This is a genomic window from Streptomyces sp. NPDC093600, assembly GCF_044764755.1.
Lineage (GTDB): Bacteria > Actinomycetota > Actinomycetes > Streptomycetales > Streptomycetaceae > Streptomyces.
In genome coordinates, this window is the sequence record NZ_JBIWIU010000009.1 from 117415 (window position 1) to 137970 (window position 20556).

Here is a 20556-nt window from a genome sequence, read left to right on the forward strand (position 1 = left end):
CCGTACGAACACGCTCAAGAAGGCTCCCTGGCCACGGCGGAACGGCGAGTGGTGCGCTCCAGACTTTCACGAGCCCGCCCCCCCCCGGGATCGGCTCTCCTGCGTCCGGGGCGCCGGCTCCTCCTGCCCCGGGGGAATCGGCTCTCGTGCATCCGGGGCGCCCGGCATACGATCCGGCCATGGCGAATGGTCAGTGGTACCCCCCGGAATGGCCCGACCGCATCCGCGCTCTCGCCGCGGGCGAGCTGGTTCCCGCGGCGCCCAGACGGGCCGCCACCGTCCTGCTGCTGCGGGACGGCGCCGAGGGGCAGGGGCCGAGCGTCCACATGCTGCGGCGGCGTACGTCCATGGCCTTCGCGGGCGGCGCGTACGCCTACCCCGGCGGCGGTGTCGATCCGCGTGACGAGCACCCCGTGCGCTGGGCCGGCCCGTCCCGGGAGACCTGGGCCGAGCGCCTCGGCCTGCCGGACCCGGCGCAGGCGCAGGCCGTCGTGTGCGCGGCCGTGCGCGAGACGTACGAGGAGGCGGGCGTGCTGCTCGCCGGGCCGACCGCGGACTCGGTCGTCGGGGACACGACGGGCGACGACTGGGAGAAGGACCGTGCGGCGCTGGTCGCCCGGGAGCTGTCCTTCTCCGACTTCCTCGACCGGCGCGGCCTGGTGCTGCGGTCCGACCTGCTCGGCGCGTGGGCGCGCTGGATCACGCCGGAGTTCGAGCCCCGGCGGTACGACACCTGGTTCTTCGTGGCCGTGCTGCCGGCCGGCCAGCGCACCCGTAACGCCTCGACCGAGGCGGACCGCACGGTGTGGATCCGCCCCGCGGACGCCGCGGCCGGCTATGACCGGGGCGAGCTGACGATGATGCCGCCGACGATCTCCACCCTGCGGGGCCTGGAGCGCTTCGGTACGGCCGCGGAGGCCCTGGCCGCCGCGGAGGACCAGGACCTGGCTCCCGTACTCGCCCAGGCGCGGCTGGAGGGGGACGAGCTGATCCTGAGCTGGCCGGGGCACGACGAGTTCACCAAGCACATCCCGAGCGGGGGCGGGGCCCGATGACGGACGCCGCCGCGCTGCCGGGGCAGCCCAGGGGAGGTGTCCTCTCCGGGCCCGCGACCACCCGGGCCTTCAACGTACTGGCACCCAACCCGTCCGCGATGACGCTCGACGGCACCAACACCTGGATCGTCTCGGAGCCCGACTCCGACCTCGCCGTCGTCATCGATCCCGGGCCGCTCGACGACGGCCATCTGCGGAGGGTCGTGGAGTGCGCCGAGAAGCTCGGCAAGCGGGTCGCCCTCACCCTGCTCACCCACGGCCACCCGGACCACGCCGAGGGGGCGAGCCGGTTCGGGGAGCTGACGGGGACCCATGTGCGGGCGCTGGACCCGGCGTTGCGGCTCGGTGACGAGGGGCTCGGGGCGGGGGACGTGGTCACGGTCGGCGGCCTGGAGCTGCGCGTGGTGCCGACGCCCGGCCACACCTCGGACTCGCTCTCCTTCCATCTGCCCGCCGACCGGGCCGTCCTGACGGGCGACACCATCCTGGGGCGCGGTACGACGATCGTCGCTCATCCCGACGGGCGGCTCGGCGACTATCTCGACTCCCTGCGCCGGCTGCGCTCGCTCACGGTCGACGACGGGGTCCGTACGGTGCTTCCGGGTCACGGACCGGTGCTTGAGGACGCGCAGGGGGTGGTGGAGTTCTATCTCGCCCACCGCGCCGGCCGGCTCGCGCAGGTCGAGACGGCCGTCGAGAACGGCCTGACGACCGCCTCGGAGGTCGTCGCCCATGTGTACGCCGACGTGGACCGCTCGCTGTGGCCGGCCGCCGAGCTTTCCGTGCGGGCGCAGTTGGAGTATCTGCGCGAGCACGGCCTGATCTGAGCGCCGGACGCGGGGGGTTGGGTATCCGGCGCGGGGGGGTAGGGCGTCGGGCGCGAGGGTGGAGCGCAGGGGGCGGGGAGCGGGGGGCCGAGCACCCCGAGCAGTGGATCTTTTGGCCCGTGCTTTACGCTCCGCTTACTTCTGACCGTAGTCCTTCGGGGGGCCGCCCATGTTCGTCCTGTCCATCCTGCTGCTCATCGCGGCGGTGGTGCTCTTCTTCGTCGCCCGCGCCAACGACACGCGCGGGCTGAAGCTGGGCGCCCTCGGTGCGCTCATCGCCGGTGTCTTCTCGCTGACGGGCTCCACGCTCTACATCATCAGCGCGTACGAGGTCGGAGTCCCGGTCGCGTTCGGCAAGGTCGGCTCTCCCATGACCTCCGGCATGCACTTCAAGTCGCCGTTCACGGACGTCACGACCTTCTCGACCCGCCCGGTCGACCTGAACCTCTCCGACAAGGACGTGGTCGAGGTCCGTTCCTCGCAGGGCGGTGTCATGTACGCCGAGGTGACCGTGAAGTGGGCGGTGACCCCGGCCAAGGCCGTCGAGCTCTACCGGCTCGCCGGCAGCGAGGACGCCATCCAGCAGCGGCTGGTCTACCCCGACAGCCGGGAGATCGTCCGCAACGTGTTCGCCCGTCACACGAGCGAGCAGGGCTACGCCAGTGACCGCGAGAAGATCAACGCCGAGATCGGTGACCTGATCAAGGAGCGTCTGGCGCCGCGCGGCATCGCCGTCACCACGGTCAACCTGCGCAACGTGAAGCCCTCGGACGCCCTGCAGGGCCAGATCGACCGCAAGATCCAGCAGCAGCAGGCGACCGAGCGCGCGACCGAGGCCGCCCGTACGGCCAAGGCCGAGGCGGACCGGCGCCGTATCGAGGCCGAGGGCATCGCCCGCGCCAACAAGATCCTCAACGACTCGCTGAGCGACAAGGTCCTGCTGAACCAGTGCATCGAGGCGTTCAAGGAGGCCTCGGCGAAGAACCCGGTCTACGCCGTGCCGTGCGGCGGTGGCAGCGGGAACCCGCTGATCGTCGACGGTACGAAGCGGTAGTCACGCCTGTCCGCATACGGAGAAGGGCCGCCCCGGTCGAGGCCGGGGCGGCCCTTCTCCGTACGTACGGATGCTTACCGCGAGCGCTTCGCGAGGCGCTCCACGTCCAGCAGGATCACGGCGCGGGCCTCCAGGCGCAGCCAGCCGCGCTGGGCGAAGTCCGCCAGGGCCTTGTTGACCGTCTCGCGGGAGGCGCCGACCAGCTGGGCCAGCTCCTCCTGGGTGAGGTCGTGGACGACGTGGATGCCCTCCTCGGACTGCACGCCGAAGCGGCGCGACAGGTCGAGGAGCGCGCGGGCGACACGGCCCGGCACGTCGGAGAAGACCAGGTCGGACATCTGGTCGTTGGTCTTGCGCAGCCGGCGCGCGACCGCGCGCAGCAGGGCGGTGGCCACCTCGGGGCGGGCGTTCAGCCAGGGCTGGAGGTCACCGTGGCCCAGGCCGAGGAGCTTGACCTCGGTCAGCGCCGTCGCGGTGGCGGTGCGCGGGCCCGGGTCGAAGAGGGACAGCTCACCGATGAGCTCGCCGGGGCCGAGGACCGCCAGCATGTTCTCCCGGCCGTCGGGCGAGGTGCGGTGGAGCTTCACCTTGCCCTCGGTGACCACGTACAGGCGGTCGCCGGGGTCTCCCTCGTGGAAGAGCGCGTCGCCACGGGCGAGCGTCGCTTCACTCATCGAGGCGCGCAGCTCCGCGGCCTGCTCGTCATCGAGCGCCGCGAAGAGCGGGGCGCGCCGCAGAACGTCGTCCACGAGTTCTCTCCTATGTCGACCTGCTCAGGGGACCTTGATCCCATGATGCCGGACGCACAAAACAGTGCGATCAATCACAACAAGTTTGACGTACCGAACCGCCCGTCCGTACGTCAGGGGCCCGATTGGGTCCTGATCGGCCGTGCCCGGGGCGGATGTCGGTGGTGCCCCTTAGGCTGGCCGGGTGTCCAACTCGCCGGTGAGAGCGCAGGCCAAGGGGGCTGGGAGAGTGTCCGCCAAGGGTGATTCCGCTGTGGGCGAACAGGGTGTGCCGAAGGCGGCAAATGCGGCAAAACGCCCGGCGGGAGGTGCGGTGAAGGCAGCGAAGAAGGCCCTCGGGACGGCGAAGAGCGCGGCGGCGAAGACCCCGAAGCCGACGACGAAGACGGCCGAAGCTCCGGCGGCGAAGACGACGAAGACGGCTGGGGCTCCGGCCGCGAAGACCTCGAAGACGGCCCGGAAGACCGCCGAGGCCCCGGCGACGAAGAGCCCGAAGCCCGCCCCGAAGGCCGCGAAACCGGAATCCCGGCTGGCCATGGTCCGCCGGGCCCGGAAGATCAACCGGGAGCTGGCCGACGTCTATCCGTACGCCCACCCCGAACTGGACTTCCGGAACCCCTTCGAGCTGCTCGTCGCCACGGTCCTGTCCGCCCAGACCACCGACCTGCGGGTCAACCAGACCACCCCCGCCCTCTTCGCGAGGTACCCGACGCCGGAGGACCTGGCCGCCGCCGTTCCGGAGGAGGTCGAGGAGCTCATCCGCCCGACAGGCTTCTTCCGCGCCAAGACCAAGTCGATCATGGGCCTCGCCGCGGCCCTGCGCGACGACTTCGGCGGCGAGGTCCCCGGCCGGCTCGACGACCTGGTGAAGCTGCCGGGCGTCGGCCGCAAGACCGCCTTCGTCGTCCTCGGCAACGCCTTCGGCGTTCCCGGCATCACGGTCGACACCCACTTCATGCGGCTCGCCCGCCGCTGGAAGTGGACCGACCGGGACGACCCGGTCAAGATCGAGGCGGAGATCGCCGAGATCTTCCCCCGGAGCGAGTGGACGATGCTCTCCCACCGGGTGATCTTCCACGGCCGCCGGATCTGCCACGCCCGCAAGCCCGCCTGCGGCGCCTGCCCGATCGCCCCGCTCTGCCCGGCGTACGGCGAGGGCGAGACCGACCCCGAGAAGGCCGCGAAGCTCCTGAAGTACGAGAAGGGCGGCTATCCGGGCCAGCGGCTCAACCCGCCCCCGGACTACCCGGGCCGCCCGGCGCCGCCGGCCGCGGGCGTGGCCCCGGGCGCGGGAGCGTGACGGGGCCGTGCGGGAACGAAGCCATGCTCCGATCGCGTTGTGAAACACGGGGGTGCCTATGACGCGCACTGACGAAGAGACAGCGGCCGGCACGACGCACGGCGTCGGCACCGGCGGCCTGCTCAGCCGGGCGGGACTGCCCGGCTGGCTGATCCCCGTCGACCGGGCCGCCCGCACCGTCCGGCCCGAGCAGCTCAGCCGCTTCCTGCCGCCCGCGAACGGCGCCGGACGCCAGTCCGCCGTGCTCATCCTCTTCGGTGAGGGCGAGCGCGGTCCCGAGCTGCTGCTGATGGAACGCGCCGGCAGCCTGCGCTCGCACGCCGGACAGCCCTCCTTCCCCGGCGGCGCCCTCGACCCGGAGGACGGTGATCCGGCCGACGGCGGCCTGCTGCGGGCCGCGCTGCGCGAGGCCGAGGAGGAGACCGGCCTCGACCCCTCCGGTGTCCAGATCTTCGGGGTGCTGCCCCAGCTCTACATCCCGGTCAGCGGCTTCGTCGTCACCCCCGTGCTCGGCTGGTGGCGCGTCCCCAGCCCGGTCGGAGTGGTCGACCCCGCCGAGACCGCCCGCGTCTTCACCGTCCCCGTGGCGGATCTCACGGATCCGGCCAACCGCGCGACCGCCGTCCATCCCAGCGGCCACCGAGGCCCCGCGTTCACGGTCGCTTCCGCTCTGGTCTGGGGTTTCACGGCCGGAGTGATCGACAGGATCCTGCACTACGCGGGCTGGGAGAGGCCGTGGGACCACGCGAAGCAGGTCCCGCTCGACTGGCGGTCATGACAGGCTGGCCCAGGGCGACCTAAGACGAATCTGCGAGGCTATTGACGGTGAACGTGCTGGACATCCTGCTGCTGCTCGCCGCCGTGTGGTTCGCGATCATCGGCTACCGCCAGGGATTCGTGGTCGGCATCCTGTCGGTGATCGGGTTCCTCGGCGGCGGCCTCGTGGCCGTCTTCCTGCTGCCGGTCCTCTGGAAGCAGCTGACGGACAATTCGGAGGTCACCACCACGGCGACCATCTTCTTCGTGATCGTCGTCATCGTCTGCGCCTCGGTCGGCCAGGCGTTCACCACCCACCTCGGCAACAAGCTGCGCCGGCACATCACCTGGTCACCCGCGCGCGCCCTGGACGCGACCGGCGGCGCGCTGGTCAACGTGGTGGCGATGCTGCTGGTCGCCTGGCTCCTCGGCTCCGCGCTCGCCCAGACGGCGATGCCCACGCTGGGCAAGGAGGTGCGGAGTTCCAAGGTGCTGCTCGGCGTCGAGCGGGTGATGCCCGATCAGGCGTCCGCGTGGTTCTCCGACTTCACCTCCACGCTCGCGCAGAACGGCTTCCCGCAGGTCTTCAGCCCCTTCGCCAACGAGCCCATCACCGAGGTGCGGCCGCCGGACCCGGCGCTCGTCGGCAGCCCGGTCGCCGCCCGCGCCCAGCGCTCCATCGTCAAGGTCGTGGGTACGGCCACCAGCTGCGGCAAGGTCCTCGAAGGCACCGGCTTCGTCTTCGCCGAGCGCCGGGTCATGACCAACGCCCACGTCGTCGGCGGTGTCGACGAGCCCACCGTCCAGATCGGCGGCGAGGGCAGGCTGTACGACGCGAAGGTCGTCCTCTACGACTGGCAGCGCGACATCGCCGTACTGGACGTGCCGGACCTGGACGCCGTGCCCCTGCGCTTCACCGACCAGGATGCCCGCAGCGGCGACAGCGCGATCGTCGCCGGCTTCCCGGAGAACGGCTCGTACGACGTGCGCTCGGCGCGCGTCCGGGGCCGAATCAACGCCAACGGACCGGACATCTACCACCACGGCCAGGTGCGCAGGGACGTGTACTCCCTGTACGCGACGGTCCGTCAGGGCAACTCCGGCGGCCCGCTGCTCACCGAGAACGGAGAGGTCTCCGGCGTGATCTTCGCCCGCTCGCTCGACGACCCGAACACCGGCTACGCACTGACGGTGGACGAGATCCGGGACGACATCGCCCAGGGCCGCACGGCCAACCAGCAGGTCGACAGCAGGGGCTGCGCGCTGTAGCCGGACGGGCGCGGACGGTCGGTCACGTCTGACGCCCACGGACGGTGGGGGGTCGCCGGACGACCGGACGCCGGGCGGGCGGAGGCGGGTGGCTCAGTCGCGGGTGTGCCGGAGCCGGGCCGACACCCAGCGGGCCCGGCGGCGCAGGATGCGCGGGATCCCCATGTCGTCCCGCGCGGCGGAATGGGAGCGGCCCGGGTCCTGAGGGCCACTCCTCTCCAGATAACCCGGCCCAGCGGCCGAGCGGCGGTTGCTTGCCGTGTCACCGTAGTCGTGCGTCCAGCCCATACCCCGACGTGTGCCCGGGGCCCAAGGTCGGTAACCGCCCCGGAGCCCGCCAATTGGAGTATGCGCGGGGCAATTGGCGTTCGGTGGACGGATGTACGTTCGCCGGATCAGCGGTCGGGCTCGGGGTCCTTGAGCCAGTTGATGAGCTCCGTCGAGAACGCCGCCGGGTCCTCTTCGTGCGGGAAGTGCCCCAGGCCGTCGAAGAGCCGCCAGCGGTAGGGAGCCTCCACGTACTCGCCGGACCCCGCCGCGCTGCGCGTCCGCATCACCGGGTCCATGGAACCGTGCAAATGCAGGGTGGGTACCCGCACCGGACGCTTCATACGCCGGTTGAACTGGATCCCGTCCGGCCGCGCCAGCGAGCGGACCATCCAGCGGTAGGGCTCGATCGAGCAGTGCGCCGTCGACGGGATGCACATCGCCCGCCGGTACACCTCGATCGCCTCCTCGTCGGGCAGTCCCGGGCCCGACCAGTCCTGGATCAGCCGCCCCACCAGCGCCCCCTCGTCCGCCACGAGCTGACGCTCCGGCAGCCACGGGCGCTGGAAGCCCCACACGTACGAACCGGCCCGCGACTGCGAGAAGTCCGAGAGCATCGCCGACCGCCAACGGCGCGGGTGCGGCATCGAGGAGACGGCGAGCCGGCGCACCAGCTTGGGGCGCATGACCGCCGCCGTCCAGGCGAGATAGCCGCCCAGGTCGTGCCCGACCAGCGCCGCGTCCGGCTCCCCGAGGGAGCGGATGACGCCGGTGATGTCGAGCGCCAGATTGGCGGGGTCGTAGCCCCTCGGCGTACGGTCGCTGCCGCCCACACCCCGCAGGTCCATCGCCACCGCCCGGAAGCCGGCGTCGGCCAGGGCGGGCAGCTGATGGCGCCAGGTCCACCAGAACTGCGGGAAGCCGTGCAGCAGCAACACGAGCGGGCCGTCGCCCATCTCCGCGATGTGGAAGCGCGCGCCGTTGGCGGCCACGTCCCGGTGGGTCCAGGGCCCATCGATGCGGACGGGGCTGCCGGTGGTGCCGCTGCCGTTGCTGCTCTCAGGGACGGTCATGCCGACGAGCGTCCCACAATCGCGGGCTTCTCCTGGACGGTGCCCGGCAGGACCGCTCGTTCGGGTCGGGGGTGCGGCTTGGCGTTCTGCAGGATCGCGGCCGTCTGCTTGGCCGAGGCGATCGACTTCTCCGGCGGCTTGACCTTCTTGAACTTGGCGTAGGCGATCAGCCCGAGCAGCCCCGCCAGCAGCACGTTCGCCGCGAAGGACAGCAGGAAGCAGACCGAGATGTGCCAGCCGCTCCACGCCTGGATGCCGTAGGCGAGCGCGAAACTCAGCATCGGCAGCGAGAACAGCAGCACCGCCGCCGCAGCCCCGCCGGCGGCGCCGCCGATGGCTCCGCGCTTGACGTCCTGTCGGATCTCGGCCTTCGCCAGCGCGATCTCGTCGTGCACCAGCGCGGACATCTCGGCGGTCGCCGAGGCGACCAGCTGGCCGAGGCTGCGCTCGGCTCCGTTGACCGGGTCGCTCATCGCTGCTCCCTTTTCTCTTCGACGGTCCGACCTCAGATCATGCCGGACTGTCGGCGTCATCGCGCGGTGCCCCCGCCAGTCGCGCCTTCTCGCGATGTTCGGCGGCCTTCCTCTCGTGGATCGCCGCCATCCTCAGGTGGTACTCCGGGTCGTGCTGCTCGTACACGTCCGGGATGCCGTCCTCGTCCTCGTCGCGCTCCTCTTCGGCGAGCAGCGCCTCGTACTTCCGTACCCGCAGCTTGAGCAGGAATGTGGCCAGTACGGCGGCGATCAGGGAGCCGATCAGGACGGCCGCCTTGACCTCGTCGGTCAGGGCCGCGTCGCCCTCGAAGGCCAGCTCGCCGATGAGCAGGGAGACGGTGAAGCCGATTCCGGCGAGGGTGGCGACGGCGAACACGTCCGGCCAGGCCAGGTCCGGGTTGAGCTCGGCCTTGGTGAAGCGGGCGGCGAGCCACGTGCCGCCGAAGATGCCGACCGCCTTGCCGACCACCAGGCCGAGGACGACACCGAGGGTGACCGGCTGGGTGAAGACGTCGCCGATCGACTTCCCGGTGACGGCGACCCCGGCCGAGAACAGCGCGAACAGCGGCACGGCCAGTCCGGCGGAGAGGGGGCGGACCAGATGCTCGATGTGCTCGCCGGGGGAGTGCCGCTCGCCGTCCCGCCGGCTGCAGCGCAGCATCAGGCCCATGGCGACGCCGGCGATGGTGGCGTGGACGCCGCTGTTGTACATCAGGCCCCAGACGACCAGGGCGAGCGGGACGTACACGCACCAGCCGCGGACTCCCGTGCGCAGCAGCACCCAGAAGACGACGAGTCCGGCGAAGGCGCCGCCGAGGGCGGCGAAGTTCAGGTCGCTGGTGAAGAAGACCGCGATGATCAGGATCGCGAACAGGTCGTCGACGACGGCGAGCGTCAGCAGGAACGCGCGGAGGGCGGACGGCAGGGAGGTGCCGATGACCGCGAGTACGGCGAGCGCGAAGGCGATGTCGGTGGCGGTGGGTACGGCCCAGCCGTCCATCGAGCCGCCGCCGGCGGCGTTCGTCAGGACGTAGACGAGTGCGGGCGCGGCCATGCCGCAGAGCGCGGCGATCACGGGGAGCGCGGCGGCCTTGGGGTCGCGCAACTCGCCCGCGACCAGCTCGCGCTTGAGCTCGATGCCGGCGACGAAGAAGAAGACCGCGAGGAGCCCGTCGGCCGCCCAGTGCTCGATGGACAGATCGAGGCCGAGGGCCGCGGGGCCGATGTGGAGATCCCGTACGGACTCGTAGCTGTCGCCGAAGGGGCTGTTGGCCCAGACGAGCGCCGCGACCGCGGCGAGGAGCAGCAGCACGCCACCGACGGTCTCGGCGCGCAGCGCGTCGGCGAGGAACGTCCGCTCCGGGAGCGGCAGCAGGCCGAGGAACTTGCGGTCGGTGGGGGTGCGGTCGGTGGTGGGTGCGGGCGCGGGCACGGTCGAAGGCCTCCGGTCGGTTGGGCAGCACGAAGCACATGCCGACCAGACTTCCCGGCGCACCTAGGTTCTCTTGTCGCGTCACTGACGCTTTCTTTACCTTACCTAAAGAGCCCGGGTGGTGTCCGGTGATCTTCACGGTAGGCGCCGGCGGCGCGTCCGGCCCGTTGTGGACGCACGAAGGCGCCCGCCCCAGGTGGCCTGGAGCGGGCGCCTTCGTGGCCTTTGTGGCTCAGTCCTCGCTGGAAGCGCTCGGCAGCTTCGTCTGGATGAGTGCCATGACGGACGAGTCCGTCAGAGTGGTGACGTCCCCCAGCTCCCGGTTCTCGGCGACGTCACGCAGCAGCCGCCGCATGATCTTGCCGGATCGCGTCTTGGGCAGCTCCTGCACCGGCAGGATCCGCTTCGGCTTCGCGATCGGCCCGAGCGTCGCGCCCACATGGTTGCGCAGCTCGGCGACCAGGCCGTCGGTCTCGCTCGCCGTACCGCGCAGGATGACGAAGGCGACGATGGCCTGTCCGGTCGTCTCGTCCGCGGCGCCGACCACCGCCGCCTCGGCGACGGACGGGTGGGAGACGAGCGCCGACTCGACCTCGGTGGTGGAGATGTTGTGCCCGGAGACGAGCATGACGTCGTCGACCCGGCCGAGCAGCCAGATGTCGCCGTCCTCGTCCTTCTTCGCGCCGTCGCCGGCGAAGTACTTGCCCTCGAAGCGCGACCAGTAGGTGTCGATGAACCGCTGGTCGTCGCCCCAGATGGTGCGGAGCATCGACGGCCACGGCTCGGTGAGGACCAGATAGCCGCCACCGCCGTTCGGCACCTCGTTCGCCTCGTCGTCGACGACGGTCGCGGAGATGCCGGGGAGGGCGCGCTGGGCCGAGCCCGGCTTGGTGTGAGTGACGCCCGGCAGCGGCGAGATCATCATCGCGCCGGTCTCGGTCTGCCACCAGGTGTCCACGATCGGGGTCTTGCCCGCGCCGATGTGCTCGCGGTACCAGATCCACGCCTCGGGGTTGATCGGCTCGCCGACCGAGCCGAGGACACGGAGGCTGGAGAGGTCGAACTTGGCGGGGATGTCGTCTCCCCACTTCATGAACGTACGGATCGCCGTCGGGGCGGTGTAGAGGATCGTCACGCCGTACTTCTGGACGATCTCCCAGAACCGACCCTGGTGCGGGGTGTCGGGCGTGCCCTCGTACATGACCTGCGTCGCGCCGTTGGCCAGCGGGCCGTAGACGATGTACGAGTGTCCGGTCACCCAGCCGATGTCGGCGGTGCACCAGTAGACGTCGGTCTCCGGCTTGAGGTCGAAGACGGCGTGGTGCGTGTACGCGGCCTGGGTCAGATAGCCGCCGGAGGTGTGCAGGATGCCCTTGGGCTTACCGGTCGTACCGGAGGTGTAGAGGATGAAGAGCGGGTGCTCCGCCTCGAACGGCTCCGGCGTGTGCTCGGCGGACTGGCGGGCGACGATGTCGTGCCACCACACGTCGCGGCCCTCGGTGAAGGTGCTTCCCGCCTCTTCGAGGGAGTGGCCGGTGCGGCGGACGACGAGTACGTGCTCGACCTGCGGGCACTTGGCGACGGCCTCGTCGATGGCGGGCTTGAGCGCGGACGGCTTGCCGCGGCGGTAGCCGCCGTCGGCGGTGACGACGAGCTTGGCGTCGGCGTCCTGGATGCGGGAGGCGACGGCGTCGGCGGAGAAGCCGCCGAAGACCACCGAGTGCGCGGCGCCGATGCGGGCGCAGGCCAGCATCGTGATGGCCGCCTCGGGGATCATCGGGAGGTAGACGGCGACCCGGTCGCCCTTGCGGACGCCCAGCTCGGTCAGGGCGTTGGCGGCGCGGGAGACCTCGTCCTTGAGCTCGGCGTAGGTGATGGCGCGGCTGTCGCCCGGCTCGCCCTCGAAGTGGATGGCGACGCGGTCGCCGTTGCCCGCCTCGACATGGCGGTCGACGCAGTTGTACGCCACGTTGAGCTCACCGTCGGCGAACCACTTGGCGAACGGCGGGTTCGACCAGTCGAGGGTCTCGGTCGGCTCGGTGGCCCAGGTGAGCCGCCTCGCCTGCTCGGCCCAGAAGCCAAGCCTGTCCGCCGCGGCCTGCTCGTACGCCTCCGCCGTCACGTTGGCGTGCGCGGCCAGCTCGGTCGGCGGCGCGAACCGCCGCTCTTCCTTGAGCAGGTTGGCCAGGCTTTCGTTGCTCACGACATCTCCCTTTCCCAGGGCGTCCTATGTGCCTATGTGTCCCGCGTCATACCTCATCAGTCCGGGGCCCGAGTGACAAGAGCCTCCAGGAAATTGGTTTAGACCTATAGGGTGGCGGGCGTGAGGTGGCCCCTTCTCCCCGGGCGGCGGGGAGAAGGGGCCACACACACTCACGGACGGGCGCCCGGGAAGGTTCACGGCGGTTCGGGACAGGTTCGGGGCCTCCTGGGACCAGGCCTGGGATCCGGGCTCGGGTCAGGAGCCGGCCCCGGGCTCAGGTCCCGGTCCCGGAGAGGTCACGACGCGCGGGCCTCCTCCAGGGCGGTGGGCGGGACCCGGTCGAACACGTCGTCGTAGCCGTGCGGCTCGTCCGAGTCGGCCAGCAGATACGCCTGCGCCTCCCCGACGTGGAAGTACATGCCGTGCAGGGTCAGGGTCCCGTCGGCCAGCCGCCGTGCCACCGGCTCGTACGCCCGCAGATGCTCCAGTTGCTGGACCACGTTGGTCAGGCAGAGCTGTTCGACGTCGTCGGCGGGCAGCCGTCCGGAGATCCGGGCCCAGGCGTGCCTGCGGCTCGCCATCCGCTCCAGGCTGGGCAGGCCGTGGCGCAGCCAGCGGCCCAGGGGGGTCTGCGGGGCGCCCGGCCCGCTGTTGAGGAGTGCCTGCATGGCGCCGCAGCCGGAGTGCCCGCACACGGTGATCGAGTCGACCCGCAGTACCTCCACCGCGTACTCGATGGCCGCCGCGACCGAGTCGTCCCCGCTCTCCTCGCCGGGCAGCGGGACGAGGTTGCCGACGTTCCGCACGGTGAACAGGTCACCGGGGCCGCTGGAGGTGATCATGCTCGTGACGAGCCGGGAGTCGGCGCAGGTGAGGAAGAGCTGCGAGGGACTCTGGCCCTCGCGGGCGAGCCGGGCGAGCTCGTCGCGCACCAGCGGGGCGGTGTTGCGCTGGAACTTGCCGATGCCGCTCGCCAGTTGGTGACCGGTCGGGCGCCGGGTCTCGTGGGCCGGCTGCTCTCCCTGGCCGCCGCAGTGGTGGTTGCGCCAGGGCATCCAGGGCCGGCAGCAGGAATGGGGCTCGGCTGCGGGTTCGGCGATACGGACCCCGGGCGGGCCGTTCATCTCGACGGTGCCGCCGTGCGCGAGGTGGCCGGCCTGCCAGTCGTGCAGCGCCTCGTACGCCGCGTGGTCCATGAACGACCCCTCCAGCTCCACCACGCAGGAGGAGCCGGGCGGCACCTGGTGCAGGACCCGGCTCAGCCGGGGCACGGCGAGGAAGGTCAACTGCCCGCGCGCGCGGACCCGGTGGACCCCGTCGGTCTCCTCGACGGTGATCCGGGTGCGGGTCAGCCGGTGCAGCGCCACCGTCACGGCGACCGCGATACCGATCGCCACTCCCTCCAGGACGCCGGCGAAGACGACGGCGACCAGGGTCGCCGCGTACACCAGCACCTCGCGATGGCGGCGCACGCTGCGCAGGTGGGTGATGTTGACCATCTGGACGCCGACGACGGTGACGAGCGCGGCGAGTGCGGCGAGCGGGATCAGATCGAGCACCGGGACCAGCAGTACGGCGGACAGGACCACCCACACGCCGTGCAGGATCGCGGAGTTGCGGCTCACGGCGCCGGCCGCGACATTGGCGGCGCTGCGGACCGCGACACCGGTGATGGGCAGCCCGCCGAGCGCTCCGGAGACCATGTTCGCCGCACCCTGTCCGGCCAGTTCGCGGTCGAGCCGCGCCCGGGGGATGCGGGGGCCCAGTGCCGTACGGGCGGCCACCAGTTTGTCCACGGCGACGGCCGAAAGCAGCGATTCCACGCTGCCGACCAGCATGATGGTGAGCACGGCGGCGAGCAGCCCGAGGAGCGGGCCCTCGGGCATTTCGGGGAGGGCGTGGCTGCGCCAGGACGGCAGATCGACCCGCGGCAGCCGCAGCCCGGCGAACGCGGCCACGGCCGTCGCCAGGGCCACCGCCGCGAGCGCGGCCGGGATCTTCCGCAGGGTCCGCCCGGCGCGGCCCGGGAGCTTCGGCCAGAGCAGCAGGACGGCGACGGTGAGGAGGCTGACCGACAGCGCCGCCGGATGGAGGCTGGCCAACTGGCCGGGCAGACCGAGGACGTTGGCCACGACGGAGCTCTGGGGGCTGCCGCCGAGCACGATGTGGAGCTGGGCGAGGGCGATGGTGACGCCGATGCCGGCGAGCATGCCGTGCACGATCGCGGGCGAGACGGCGAGGGCGGAGCGGGCCACCCGCAGTGCGGCGAGGCCCAGTTGGGCGAGGCCGGCGAGGACGGTGATGGCGCAGGTGGTGCGCCAGCCGTAGATCTGGATGAGTTCGGCGGTGACCACCGTGAGCCCGGCGGCGGGGCCGCTGACCTGGAGCGGCGCGCCTCCGAGGCGGCCGACGACGATGCCGCCGACGGCGGCGGCCACCAGCCCGGCCTGGAGGGGGGCTCCGGTGGCGAGTGCGATGCCCAGGGAGAGGGGCAGTGCGATCAGGAAGACGGAGATGGACGCCGACAGGTCGGCGCCCGCGATGCGGAAGCGGCGGCTGCCGCCCGGCGGGCTGTGGGGTCGCTTGAAGCGGGGGCTGGGCGCGGCCCGGTCGGGCGTGCGGTCAGGGGTGCGGTCGGGTGTGCAGAGGGTCATGTTTCCCGTCTCCTCCGGGGCGGCGCGGTCGCGGCTCGTGCGGGACGAACATGGGGGTCGCGGCCGTGGGGCACGGCGTGCAGCGGCGGGATGTGAGGCGCGGTTCCTCGGGCGAGTATCAACGCTGGGTAAATGGATCGTAATGCAGAGTAAAGACTGCGGCATTATTTTCGGGGCAAACAGGGCAATGATTCACCGGTTCCGGTGATAAGTCGGCGGAGTGCCGCTTGTCGTTTCATCTCTCCGGTGGCCGTGGTGCGACGTTGGCGTCGCTCGCACAGGACGCTCGCACGGACCGAGGAGAGGTGGGCGGATGAACGCCGCCGGGAGAACGACCGCCGGGAGAGGGACTGCCGGGAGCACCGTCAGGGCGGGGGGCACCATGCGCGGGAGAGTGCTCGCCGTCTGCGCCCTCGCCGTCGCCCTGATCGCCGGTCTCGCCGGATGCTCGGGTTCCGAGGAGGTCCCGAAGGGCGCTCCGGGCGCCAAGAAGGCCCCTGGGGCGGCGCCGCAGAACGCGGTGCGCCTGATCGGCGACGGATCGACCGCCTTCACCGGTGCCCAGCCCCACCAGCCGACCTGGCAGCGGCTGAAGCCGGGTCAGCAACCGCCGCAGTTCGTCGTGTTCTCGTGGGACGGCGCCGGCGAGGACAGCCAGCGGCTCTTCTCCCACTTCCGCAAGGTGGGCAAGAAGTACGACGCGACCATGACGTACTTCCTCAGCGGCGTGTACCTGCTGCCCGAGGAGAAGCGCAAGCTGTACGAACCGCCACAGCACGCCGCCGGACGCTCGGACATCGGCTTCAACGACACCGAGGGCATCCGTGCCACCGTCCGCGAACTGCGCGGCGCCTGGCTGGAGGGCAACGAGGTCGGCACGCACTTCAACGGCCACTTCTGCGGCAAGGAGGGCGGTGTCGGCAACTGGTCCGTAGAGGACTGGAAGAGCGAGATCCGGCAGGCCAAGTCCTTCGTGAAGAACTGGAAGACGAACTCCGGCCTGACCACCGAGCAGCCCCTGCCGTTCGACTACGACAAGGAGCTGGTCGGCGCCCGCACGCCGTGCCTGGAGGGGCGCGCGAACTTCGTCCAGGCGGCGAGCCAGCTGGGCTTCCGCTACGACACCAGCGGCGTCAACGACCAGATCTGGCCGAAGAAGGACCACGGCCTGTGGGACCTGTCGATGCAGCTGGTCCCCGTCCCGGGCCGCGCCTTCCAGACCCTGGCCATGGACTACAACTTCCTGGTCAACCAGTCCGGTACGACCCAGGGCGACCCGTCCAAGCACGCGTACTGGGGCAACCAGATGCGCGACGGACTGCTACAGGCGTTCAACCGCTCGTACCACGGCAACCGGGCGCCGCTGATCATCGGCAACCACTTCGAGTCGTGGAACGGCGGCACGTACATGCGCGCCATCGAGCAGACGATCGCCACGGTCTGCGTCCAGAAGGACGTGAAGTGCGTGTCCTTCCGGCAGCTCGCGGACTGGCTGGACGCCCAGGACCCGGCGGTCCTCGCCAAGCTGCGCACCCTGAAGGTCGGCGAGGCGCCGCGGGGCGGCTGGGCGGCCTTCCTGGCCCCCCAGCCGTCGGCCCCCTCGTCCTCGGCGCGGCCGGCCGCCAAGCGGAACTGACGCGGGTCCGGCCTGGTCGGCGAGACGCCCCCTAGGCGGGCTGAGTGGCGCTGAGTCCTTCGCTCAACACGAAATCGGGGTCGACCTGCGCGGCCAGGTCGGCCCCGGTCTTCGCATTGCCCCAGCTCTCGGCGTTCTTCAGGTGGAAGTGGACCATCTGCCGCGTGTAGCGCTCCCAGTCGCGGTGGGCGTACGAATCGTCCGCCGCGTCCTGGAGGGTCTGCAGGGCCATCCGGTTGTCCGCCTCCAGGAGTTCGAAGCGGGGCGGGCGGCCCTTCTCCATCGCGCGCACCCAGTCCGAGTGGCCGACCGCCACCAGCAGGTCGTCCCCCACCTCGGCGCGCAGGAAGTCCAGGTCGTCCTCGCACTGCACCTTGTTGCCGACCACCTTGAGCGCGACCCCGAAGTCCCGCGCGTACTCCTTGTACTGGCGGTAGACGGAGACGCCCTTGCGGGTCGGCTCGGCGACCAGGAAGGTCATGTCGAAGCGGGTGAACATCCCCGAGGCGAACGAGTCGGAGCCCGCCGTCATGTCGACGACGACGTACTCGTCCTGCCCGTCCACCAGGTGGTTCAGGCACAGCTCCACCGCGCCGACCTTCGAGTGGTAGCAGGCCACCCCGAGGTCCGACTCGGTGAACGGCCCCGTCGCCATCAACCGGATGTCACCGTCGTCCAGGCGTACGGTCCGGGCGCACGCCTCGTACACCGGGTTGTCCTCGCGGACCCGCAGCAGCCGCGAGCCCTCCCCGGGCGGCGTGGTCTTGATCATCGTGTCGGCGGAGAGGATCCGGGGGTTGGTGCCGCGCAAATACTCCTTGATCAGCGGCAGGTGCGCACCCAACGCCGGGAGCGCCGCCGCCTCCGTCTCATCGAGGCCGAGCGCGGCCCCCAAGTGCTGGTTGATGTCGGCGTCCACCGCGACGACATGGGCTTCATTGGCGGCCAGGTGACGGATGAAGAGCGAGGACAGCGTGGTCTTGCCGCTGCCGCCCTTCCCTACGAAAGCGATCTTCATGTTCACCTAGCGTAGTGCCATGATCGCGTGCCGTGGTCAAGGTGCGTGAAGAAGACCACTCCAACGTGGGGTGGCGGTCCTGGGCGCGTAGCCTCGCTACCTATGAGTACGCACGCCTCTGACCCCCTGGCCGCCCTCGGCTCCCTGCCGGGCGTCGCCGACTCGGTGGACTCCGTACGCAAGGCCGTGGACCGCGTCTACGGCCACCGAGTGATGCGCCGCCGCAGCAACGAGATCACCTCCGAGGCGGCCCTGCGCGGGGCGCGCGGCTCGGCCGCGCTGTCCGGAGCCGACTGGGCCCTCGAGGAGGTCCGCCGGCGCACCGACTTCAGCGGGGACGCCGAGGCGCGCACGGTGGGCGCGGCCTTGCGGCTGAGCGCCGAGGCGGGCCAGCTGCTCTCCATCTGGCGCCAGTCCCCGCTGCGCGTGCTCGCCCGGCTCCACCTGGTCGCGGCGGGGGAGCCCGGTCGCCCGGGGAGCGAGGCCGATTCCGTCGGCAGGCCGCGGCAGGCCGGTGAGACCGTCGACGAGCCGCTGATCGAGGCGCCGCTGCCGGACCCGGCGGAGGTCGCGGGCCGGCTCGACGGCCTCTCGGAGCTGATCATCGCGGGCGGTACGGCCCCGGCGCTGGTGACGGCGGCCGTGGTGCACGGCGAGCTGCTGGCACTGCGCCCCTTCACCTCGTACAACGGGCTGATCGCGCGGGCCGCCGAGCGGATCGTCCTGATCGGCAGCGGTCTGGACCCCAAGTCGATCTGCCCGGCCGAGGTGGGACACGCGGAGCAGGGCCGCGCCGCCTATGTCGCGGCGTTCGAGGGGTATCTGTCCGGGACGCCGGAGGGGATGGCCGCGTGGATCGCCCACTGCGGGCGGGCGGTCGAGCTTGGGGTCCGGGAGTCGACGGCGGTGTGCGAGGCGCTCCAGCGGGGCGCCGCCTGAGGCGGAGGCTCTCCGGAAACGGATGCTCTGCGGGAGCGGAAGCTCTCCGGAAAGGGTTGCGGCGGCACCAGCACTGGTGCCGCCGCTGGCACGTCTGCCGAGTTACCAAGCGTCCTCGATATGTGCCCATCAGGCGGGGATCTTCGCCCTTCGCCTGGTGCGGCTGGCCCGTAATCGACGGGTCGACGTCGCGTGGGTGCTCGGCTTCAGTGCTCGGTCCGTGGGGCCTTCTTGCTCAACAGGTGATCCTCTCGGATGTCCTAGGTCTCGCGGGCCTGATTCCTTTCTACTCCTGTCGGAGTCGAAGCGAAAGTGCTGGCTCCACTTCTTTTCTTTCAGCTCAAATGCGGGCAAAGCGATCGGCAAGAGCGGCGTGCCGCCGCCGGTTGGCGTACCAGACGAGACCGGCGGTCGCTGCGGCCGCGCCCACCGCCGCGGCGGCGACGAGTGCGGGACGCGGCGGCATCCTGAACCCGGGCAGCCGCTGCTTGAGACGGACCGGCTTCTCGAAGACCAGGATCGGCCAGTCCCGGGCGATGGCCTCGCGGCGCAGCGTCCGGTCGGGATTGACGGCGTAGGGGTGGCCGACCACGTCGAGCATCGGCACGTCGGTCGCCGAATCGCTGTAGGCGTAGCAGCGCGAGAGGTCGTACCCCTCGGACTCCGCGAGCTCCCGGATCGCCTCCGCCTTGGTGGGGCCGTAGGCGTAGTACTCCACCTCGCCGGTGAAGCAGCCGTCGTCGCCGACGACCATGCGGGTCGCGACGACCCGGTCCGCGCCCAGCATCTCGCCGATCGGCTCGACGACCTCGGCTCCGGAGGTCGAGACGATCACGACGTCACGGCCCGCGGCGTGGTGCTCCTCGATGAGGGAGGCCGCCTCGTCGTAGATGAGGGGGTCGATCAGGTCGTGCAGGGTCTCGGCGACGAGCTCCTTGACCTGTGAGACGTTCCAGCCTTTGCAGAGCGCGGAAAGATATTCGCGCATCCGCTCCATCTGGTCGTGGTCGGCGCCGCCCACGAGGTAGACGAACTGGATGTAGGCCGTCCGCAGGACGGCACGGCGGTTGATCAGTCCGCCTTGGTAGAAGGACTTGCTGAAGGTCAACGTCGAGGACTTCGCAATGACCGTCTTGTCCAGGTCAAAGAAGGCGGCTGTGCGCGGCAAGGAGTGGTTTTCCACGAGCCTGAGCATATGTGCCCGCCATTCGGCGTACGCTCGGGCGTGTGGGTTTGCCTGAGAGGCCTCTCGGGTACACCATGGAAGTCACGGATCGTTCGCGACCGTGCTAACCCGGTCCGGCTCCTCCCCCCCCGAGTCGGCCGGAGAGACGACCCCCGCTCTCCCCCCCGGCGGGGGTCGTCGCATGTCCGGACGCGTTTTCGTCCCTCGGGCACTCATTCCCTCTCCCTCGCGGTCGCTCGTGTCGGCCGTGCGGCCGTGAAGTCGCACCCCCTCGATTCGTCACTCACTGTAACTGTCGGGATGCTCTCCGGGAAGCACCGGTATGGGGGACGAAGTTATTCACAGCGCCTGAGTTATCCACAGTTTTAGAGGAAGATCCCCACGATTTCCCGTTCGGCCCCACGGTGATTCCTGCCGCGAAGTTCGCGGACAGCGGGAATCAGCGATCCCGTCCCCGCCACCGGCGCGGACGGGATCACACCGACAGGGGGCGTGTGCTGTGGCGGGATCCATGACGAACGGGACTTTCGGGTCCGCGCGGTCTTCCAGGTCTTGGCGGTCTTCGAGGCATTGGCGGTCCGCGGGGTCTTCGCGAGCCCCGGACGCCGGAGGCTCCTCGGCGCTCCCGGCCTCCACGGCTTTCA

17 protein-coding genes are annotated in these 20556 nt (G+C 71.0%); 8 read left to right on the forward strand and 9 right to left on the reverse strand.

Annotated features, from left to right (window positions below; translation table 11 throughout):
• Window positions 1-179: 179 nt before the first annotated feature.
• From ACIRB4_RS22370 to ACIRB4_RS22380, 3 genes are all read left to right on the forward strand, one after another.
• Complete coding sequence (locus tag ACIRB4_RS22370; RefSeq protein ID WP_403293700.1) at window positions 180-1055, forward strand: NUDIX hydrolase; 876 nt, start codon at window positions 180-182, stop codon at window positions 1053-1055.
• Window positions 1052-1882: an MBL fold metallo-hydrolase gene (locus ACIRB4_RS22375; protein ID WP_403293702.1), complete on the forward strand. Its 831-nt coding sequence runs from the start codon at window positions 1052-1054 to the stop codon at window positions 1880-1882. The genes ACIRB4_RS22370 and ACIRB4_RS22375 overlap by 4 nt, the downstream gene beginning before the upstream one ends.
• A 169-nt stretch (window positions 1883-2051) precedes the next feature.
• On the forward strand, window positions 2052-2936 hold the full coding sequence (locus tag ACIRB4_RS22380) for a prohibitin family protein (protein ID WP_403293704.1): 885 nt from the start codon (window positions 2052-2054) through the stop codon (window positions 2934-2936).
• Between the two features lie 74 nt (window positions 2937-3010).
• On the opposite strand, the gene ACIRB4_RS22385 is transcribed toward ACIRB4_RS22380, so the two are convergent.
• The gene (locus ACIRB4_RS22385) at window positions 3011-3685 is read right to left on the reverse strand and encodes a Crp/Fnr family transcriptional regulator (protein WP_015034542.1); all 675 of its coding nucleotides are present in this window, start codon (window positions 3683-3685) and stop codon (window positions 3011-3013) included.
• 229 nt (window positions 3686-3914) lie between these two features.
• On the opposite strand from ACIRB4_RS22385, the gene nth reads away from it, so the two are divergent.
• From nth to ACIRB4_RS22400, 3 genes are read left to right on the forward strand one after another with little or no spacing between them, the layout of a single operon-like run.
• The gene (gene nth, locus ACIRB4_RS22390) at window positions 3915-4985 is read left to right on the forward strand and encodes an endonuclease III (RefSeq protein WP_403293707.1); all 1071 of its coding nucleotides are present in this window, start codon (window positions 3915-3917) and stop codon (window positions 4983-4985) included.
• A gap of 58 nt (window positions 4986-5043) precedes the next feature.
• Complete coding sequence (locus ACIRB4_RS22395; RefSeq protein WP_403293708.1) at window positions 5044-5763, forward strand: NUDIX hydrolase; 720 nt, start codon at window positions 5044-5046, stop codon at window positions 5761-5763.
• Between the two features lie 47 nt (window positions 5764-5810).
• Window positions 5811-7010 (forward strand): MarP family serine protease, encoded by a 1200-nt coding sequence (locus tag ACIRB4_RS22400; RefSeq protein ID WP_403293710.1) that lies wholly within the window; start codon window positions 5811-5813, stop codon window positions 7008-7010.
• Between the two features lie 93 nt (window positions 7011-7103).
• Here ACIRB4_RS22400 and ACIRB4_RS22405 read toward each other — a convergent pair whose 3' ends face one another.
• From ACIRB4_RS22405 to ACIRB4_RS22430, 6 genes are all read right to left on the reverse strand, one after another.
• Window positions 7104-7298, reverse strand: a complete 195-nt coding sequence (locus ACIRB4_RS22405) for a hypothetical protein (RefSeq protein ID WP_403293712.1) — start codon at window positions 7296-7298, stop codon at window positions 7104-7106.
• 107 nt (window positions 7299-7405) lie between these two features.
• Window positions 7406-8350, reverse strand: a complete 945-nt coding sequence (locus tag ACIRB4_RS22410; RefSeq protein WP_403293713.1) for an alpha/beta fold hydrolase — start codon at window positions 8348-8350, stop codon at window positions 7406-7408.
• Window positions 8347-8823, reverse strand: coding sequence for a phage holin family protein (locus ACIRB4_RS22415; protein ID WP_403293715.1), 477 nt, complete (start codon window positions 8821-8823; stop codon window positions 8347-8349). The genes ACIRB4_RS22410 and ACIRB4_RS22415 overlap by 4 nt, the downstream gene beginning before the upstream one ends.
• 37 nt (window positions 8824-8860) lie before the next feature.
• On the reverse strand, window positions 8861-10276 hold the full coding sequence (gene nhaA, locus ACIRB4_RS22420) for a Na+/H+ antiporter NhaA (protein ID WP_403293716.1): 1416 nt from the start codon (window positions 10274-10276) through the stop codon (window positions 8861-8863).
• Window positions 10277-10508: 232 nt separating this feature from the next.
• Complete coding sequence (gene acs, locus ACIRB4_RS22425; protein ID WP_403293718.1) at window positions 10509-12479, reverse strand: acetate--CoA ligase; 1971 nt, start codon at window positions 12477-12479, stop codon at window positions 10509-10511.
• 296 nt (window positions 12480-12775) lie between these two features.
• Window positions 12776-15133 (reverse strand): bifunctional SulP family inorganic anion transporter/carbonic anhydrase, encoded by a 2358-nt coding sequence (locus ACIRB4_RS22430; RefSeq protein ID WP_403293719.1) that lies wholly within the window; start codon window positions 15131-15133, stop codon window positions 12776-12778.
• 382 nt (window positions 15134-15515) lie between these two features.
• On the opposite strand from ACIRB4_RS22430, the gene ACIRB4_RS22435 reads away from it, so the two are divergent.
• The gene (locus ACIRB4_RS22435; RefSeq protein WP_403293720.1) at window positions 15516-16769 is read left to right on the forward strand and encodes a hypothetical protein; all 1254 of its coding nucleotides are present in this window, start codon (window positions 15516-15518) and stop codon (window positions 16767-16769) included.
• Window positions 16770-16800: 31 nt separating this feature from the next.
• Here the strand turns inward: ACIRB4_RS22435 and ACIRB4_RS22440 are convergent, their stop codons facing one another.
• Window positions 16801-17787 carry an ATP-binding protein gene (locus ACIRB4_RS22440; protein ID WP_403293722.1) on the reverse strand — a complete coding sequence of 329 codons (987 nt, stop codon included), beginning with the start codon at window positions 17785-17787 and terminating at the stop codon, window positions 16801-16803.
• A 102-nt stretch (window positions 17788-17889) separates the two neighbouring features.
• Between ACIRB4_RS22440 and ACIRB4_RS22445 the strand changes: the two genes are divergently transcribed.
• Window positions 17890-18726, forward strand: coding sequence for an oxidoreductase (locus ACIRB4_RS22445; protein ID WP_403293724.1), 837 nt, complete (start codon window positions 17890-17892; stop codon window positions 18724-18726).
• A gap of 340 nt (window positions 18727-19066) precedes the next feature.
• Here the strand turns inward: ACIRB4_RS22445 and ACIRB4_RS22450 are convergent, their stop codons facing one another.
• Window positions 19067-19921 (reverse strand): HAD family hydrolase, encoded by an 855-nt coding sequence (locus ACIRB4_RS22450; protein ID WP_403293725.1) that lies wholly within the window; start codon window positions 19919-19921, stop codon window positions 19067-19069.
• Window positions 19922-20556: the final 635 nt, after the last annotated feature.

Coding starts and splice junctions, on each gene's coding strand:
- ACIRB4_RS22405 (WP_403293712.1), bottom strand. CDS start 7,298: ATGGGCTGGACGCACGACTACGGTGACACGGCAAGCAACCGCCGCTCG.
- ACIRB4_RS22430 (WP_403293719.1), bottom strand. CDS start 15,133: ATGACCCTCTGCACACCCGACCGCACCCCTGACCGCACGCCCGACCGG.
- ACIRB4_RS22375 (WP_403293702.1), top strand. CDS start 1,052: ATGACGGACGCCGCCGCGCTGCCGGGGCAGCCCAGGGGAGGTGTCCTC.
- ACIRB4_RS22445 (WP_403293724.1), top strand. CDS start 17,890: ATGAGTACGCACGCCTCTGACCCCCTGGCCGCCCTCGGCTCCCTGCCG.
- ACIRB4_RS22370 (WP_403293700.1), top strand. CDS start 180: ATGGCGAATGGTCAGTGGTACCCCCCGGAATGGCCCGACCGCATCCGC.
- ACIRB4_RS22395 (WP_403293708.1), top strand. CDS start 5,044: ATGACGCGCACTGACGAAGAGACAGCGGCCGGCACGACGCACGGCGTC.
- ACIRB4_RS22380 (WP_403293704.1), top strand. CDS start 2,052: ATGTTCGTCCTGTCCATCCTGCTGCTCATCGCGGCGGTGGTGCTCTTC.
- ACIRB4_RS22440 (WP_403293722.1), bottom strand. CDS start 17,787: ATGAAGATCGCTTTCGTAGGGAAGGGCGGCAGCGGCAAGACCACGCTG.
- ACIRB4_RS22410 (WP_403293713.1), bottom strand. CDS start 8,350: ATGACCGTCCCTGAGAGCAGCAACGGCAGCGGCACCACCGGCAGCCCC.
- ACIRB4_RS22435 (WP_403293720.1), top strand. CDS start 15,516: ATGCGCGGGAGAGTGCTCGCCGTCTGCGCCCTCGCCGTCGCCCTGATC.
- ACIRB4_RS22450 (WP_403293725.1), bottom strand. CDS start 19,921: ATGCTCAGGCTCGTGGAAAACCACTCCTTGCCGCGCACAGCCGCCTTC.
- ACIRB4_RS22415 (WP_403293715.1), bottom strand. CDS start 8,823: ATGAGCGACCCGGTCAACGGAGCCGAGCGCAGCCTCGGCCAGCTGGTC.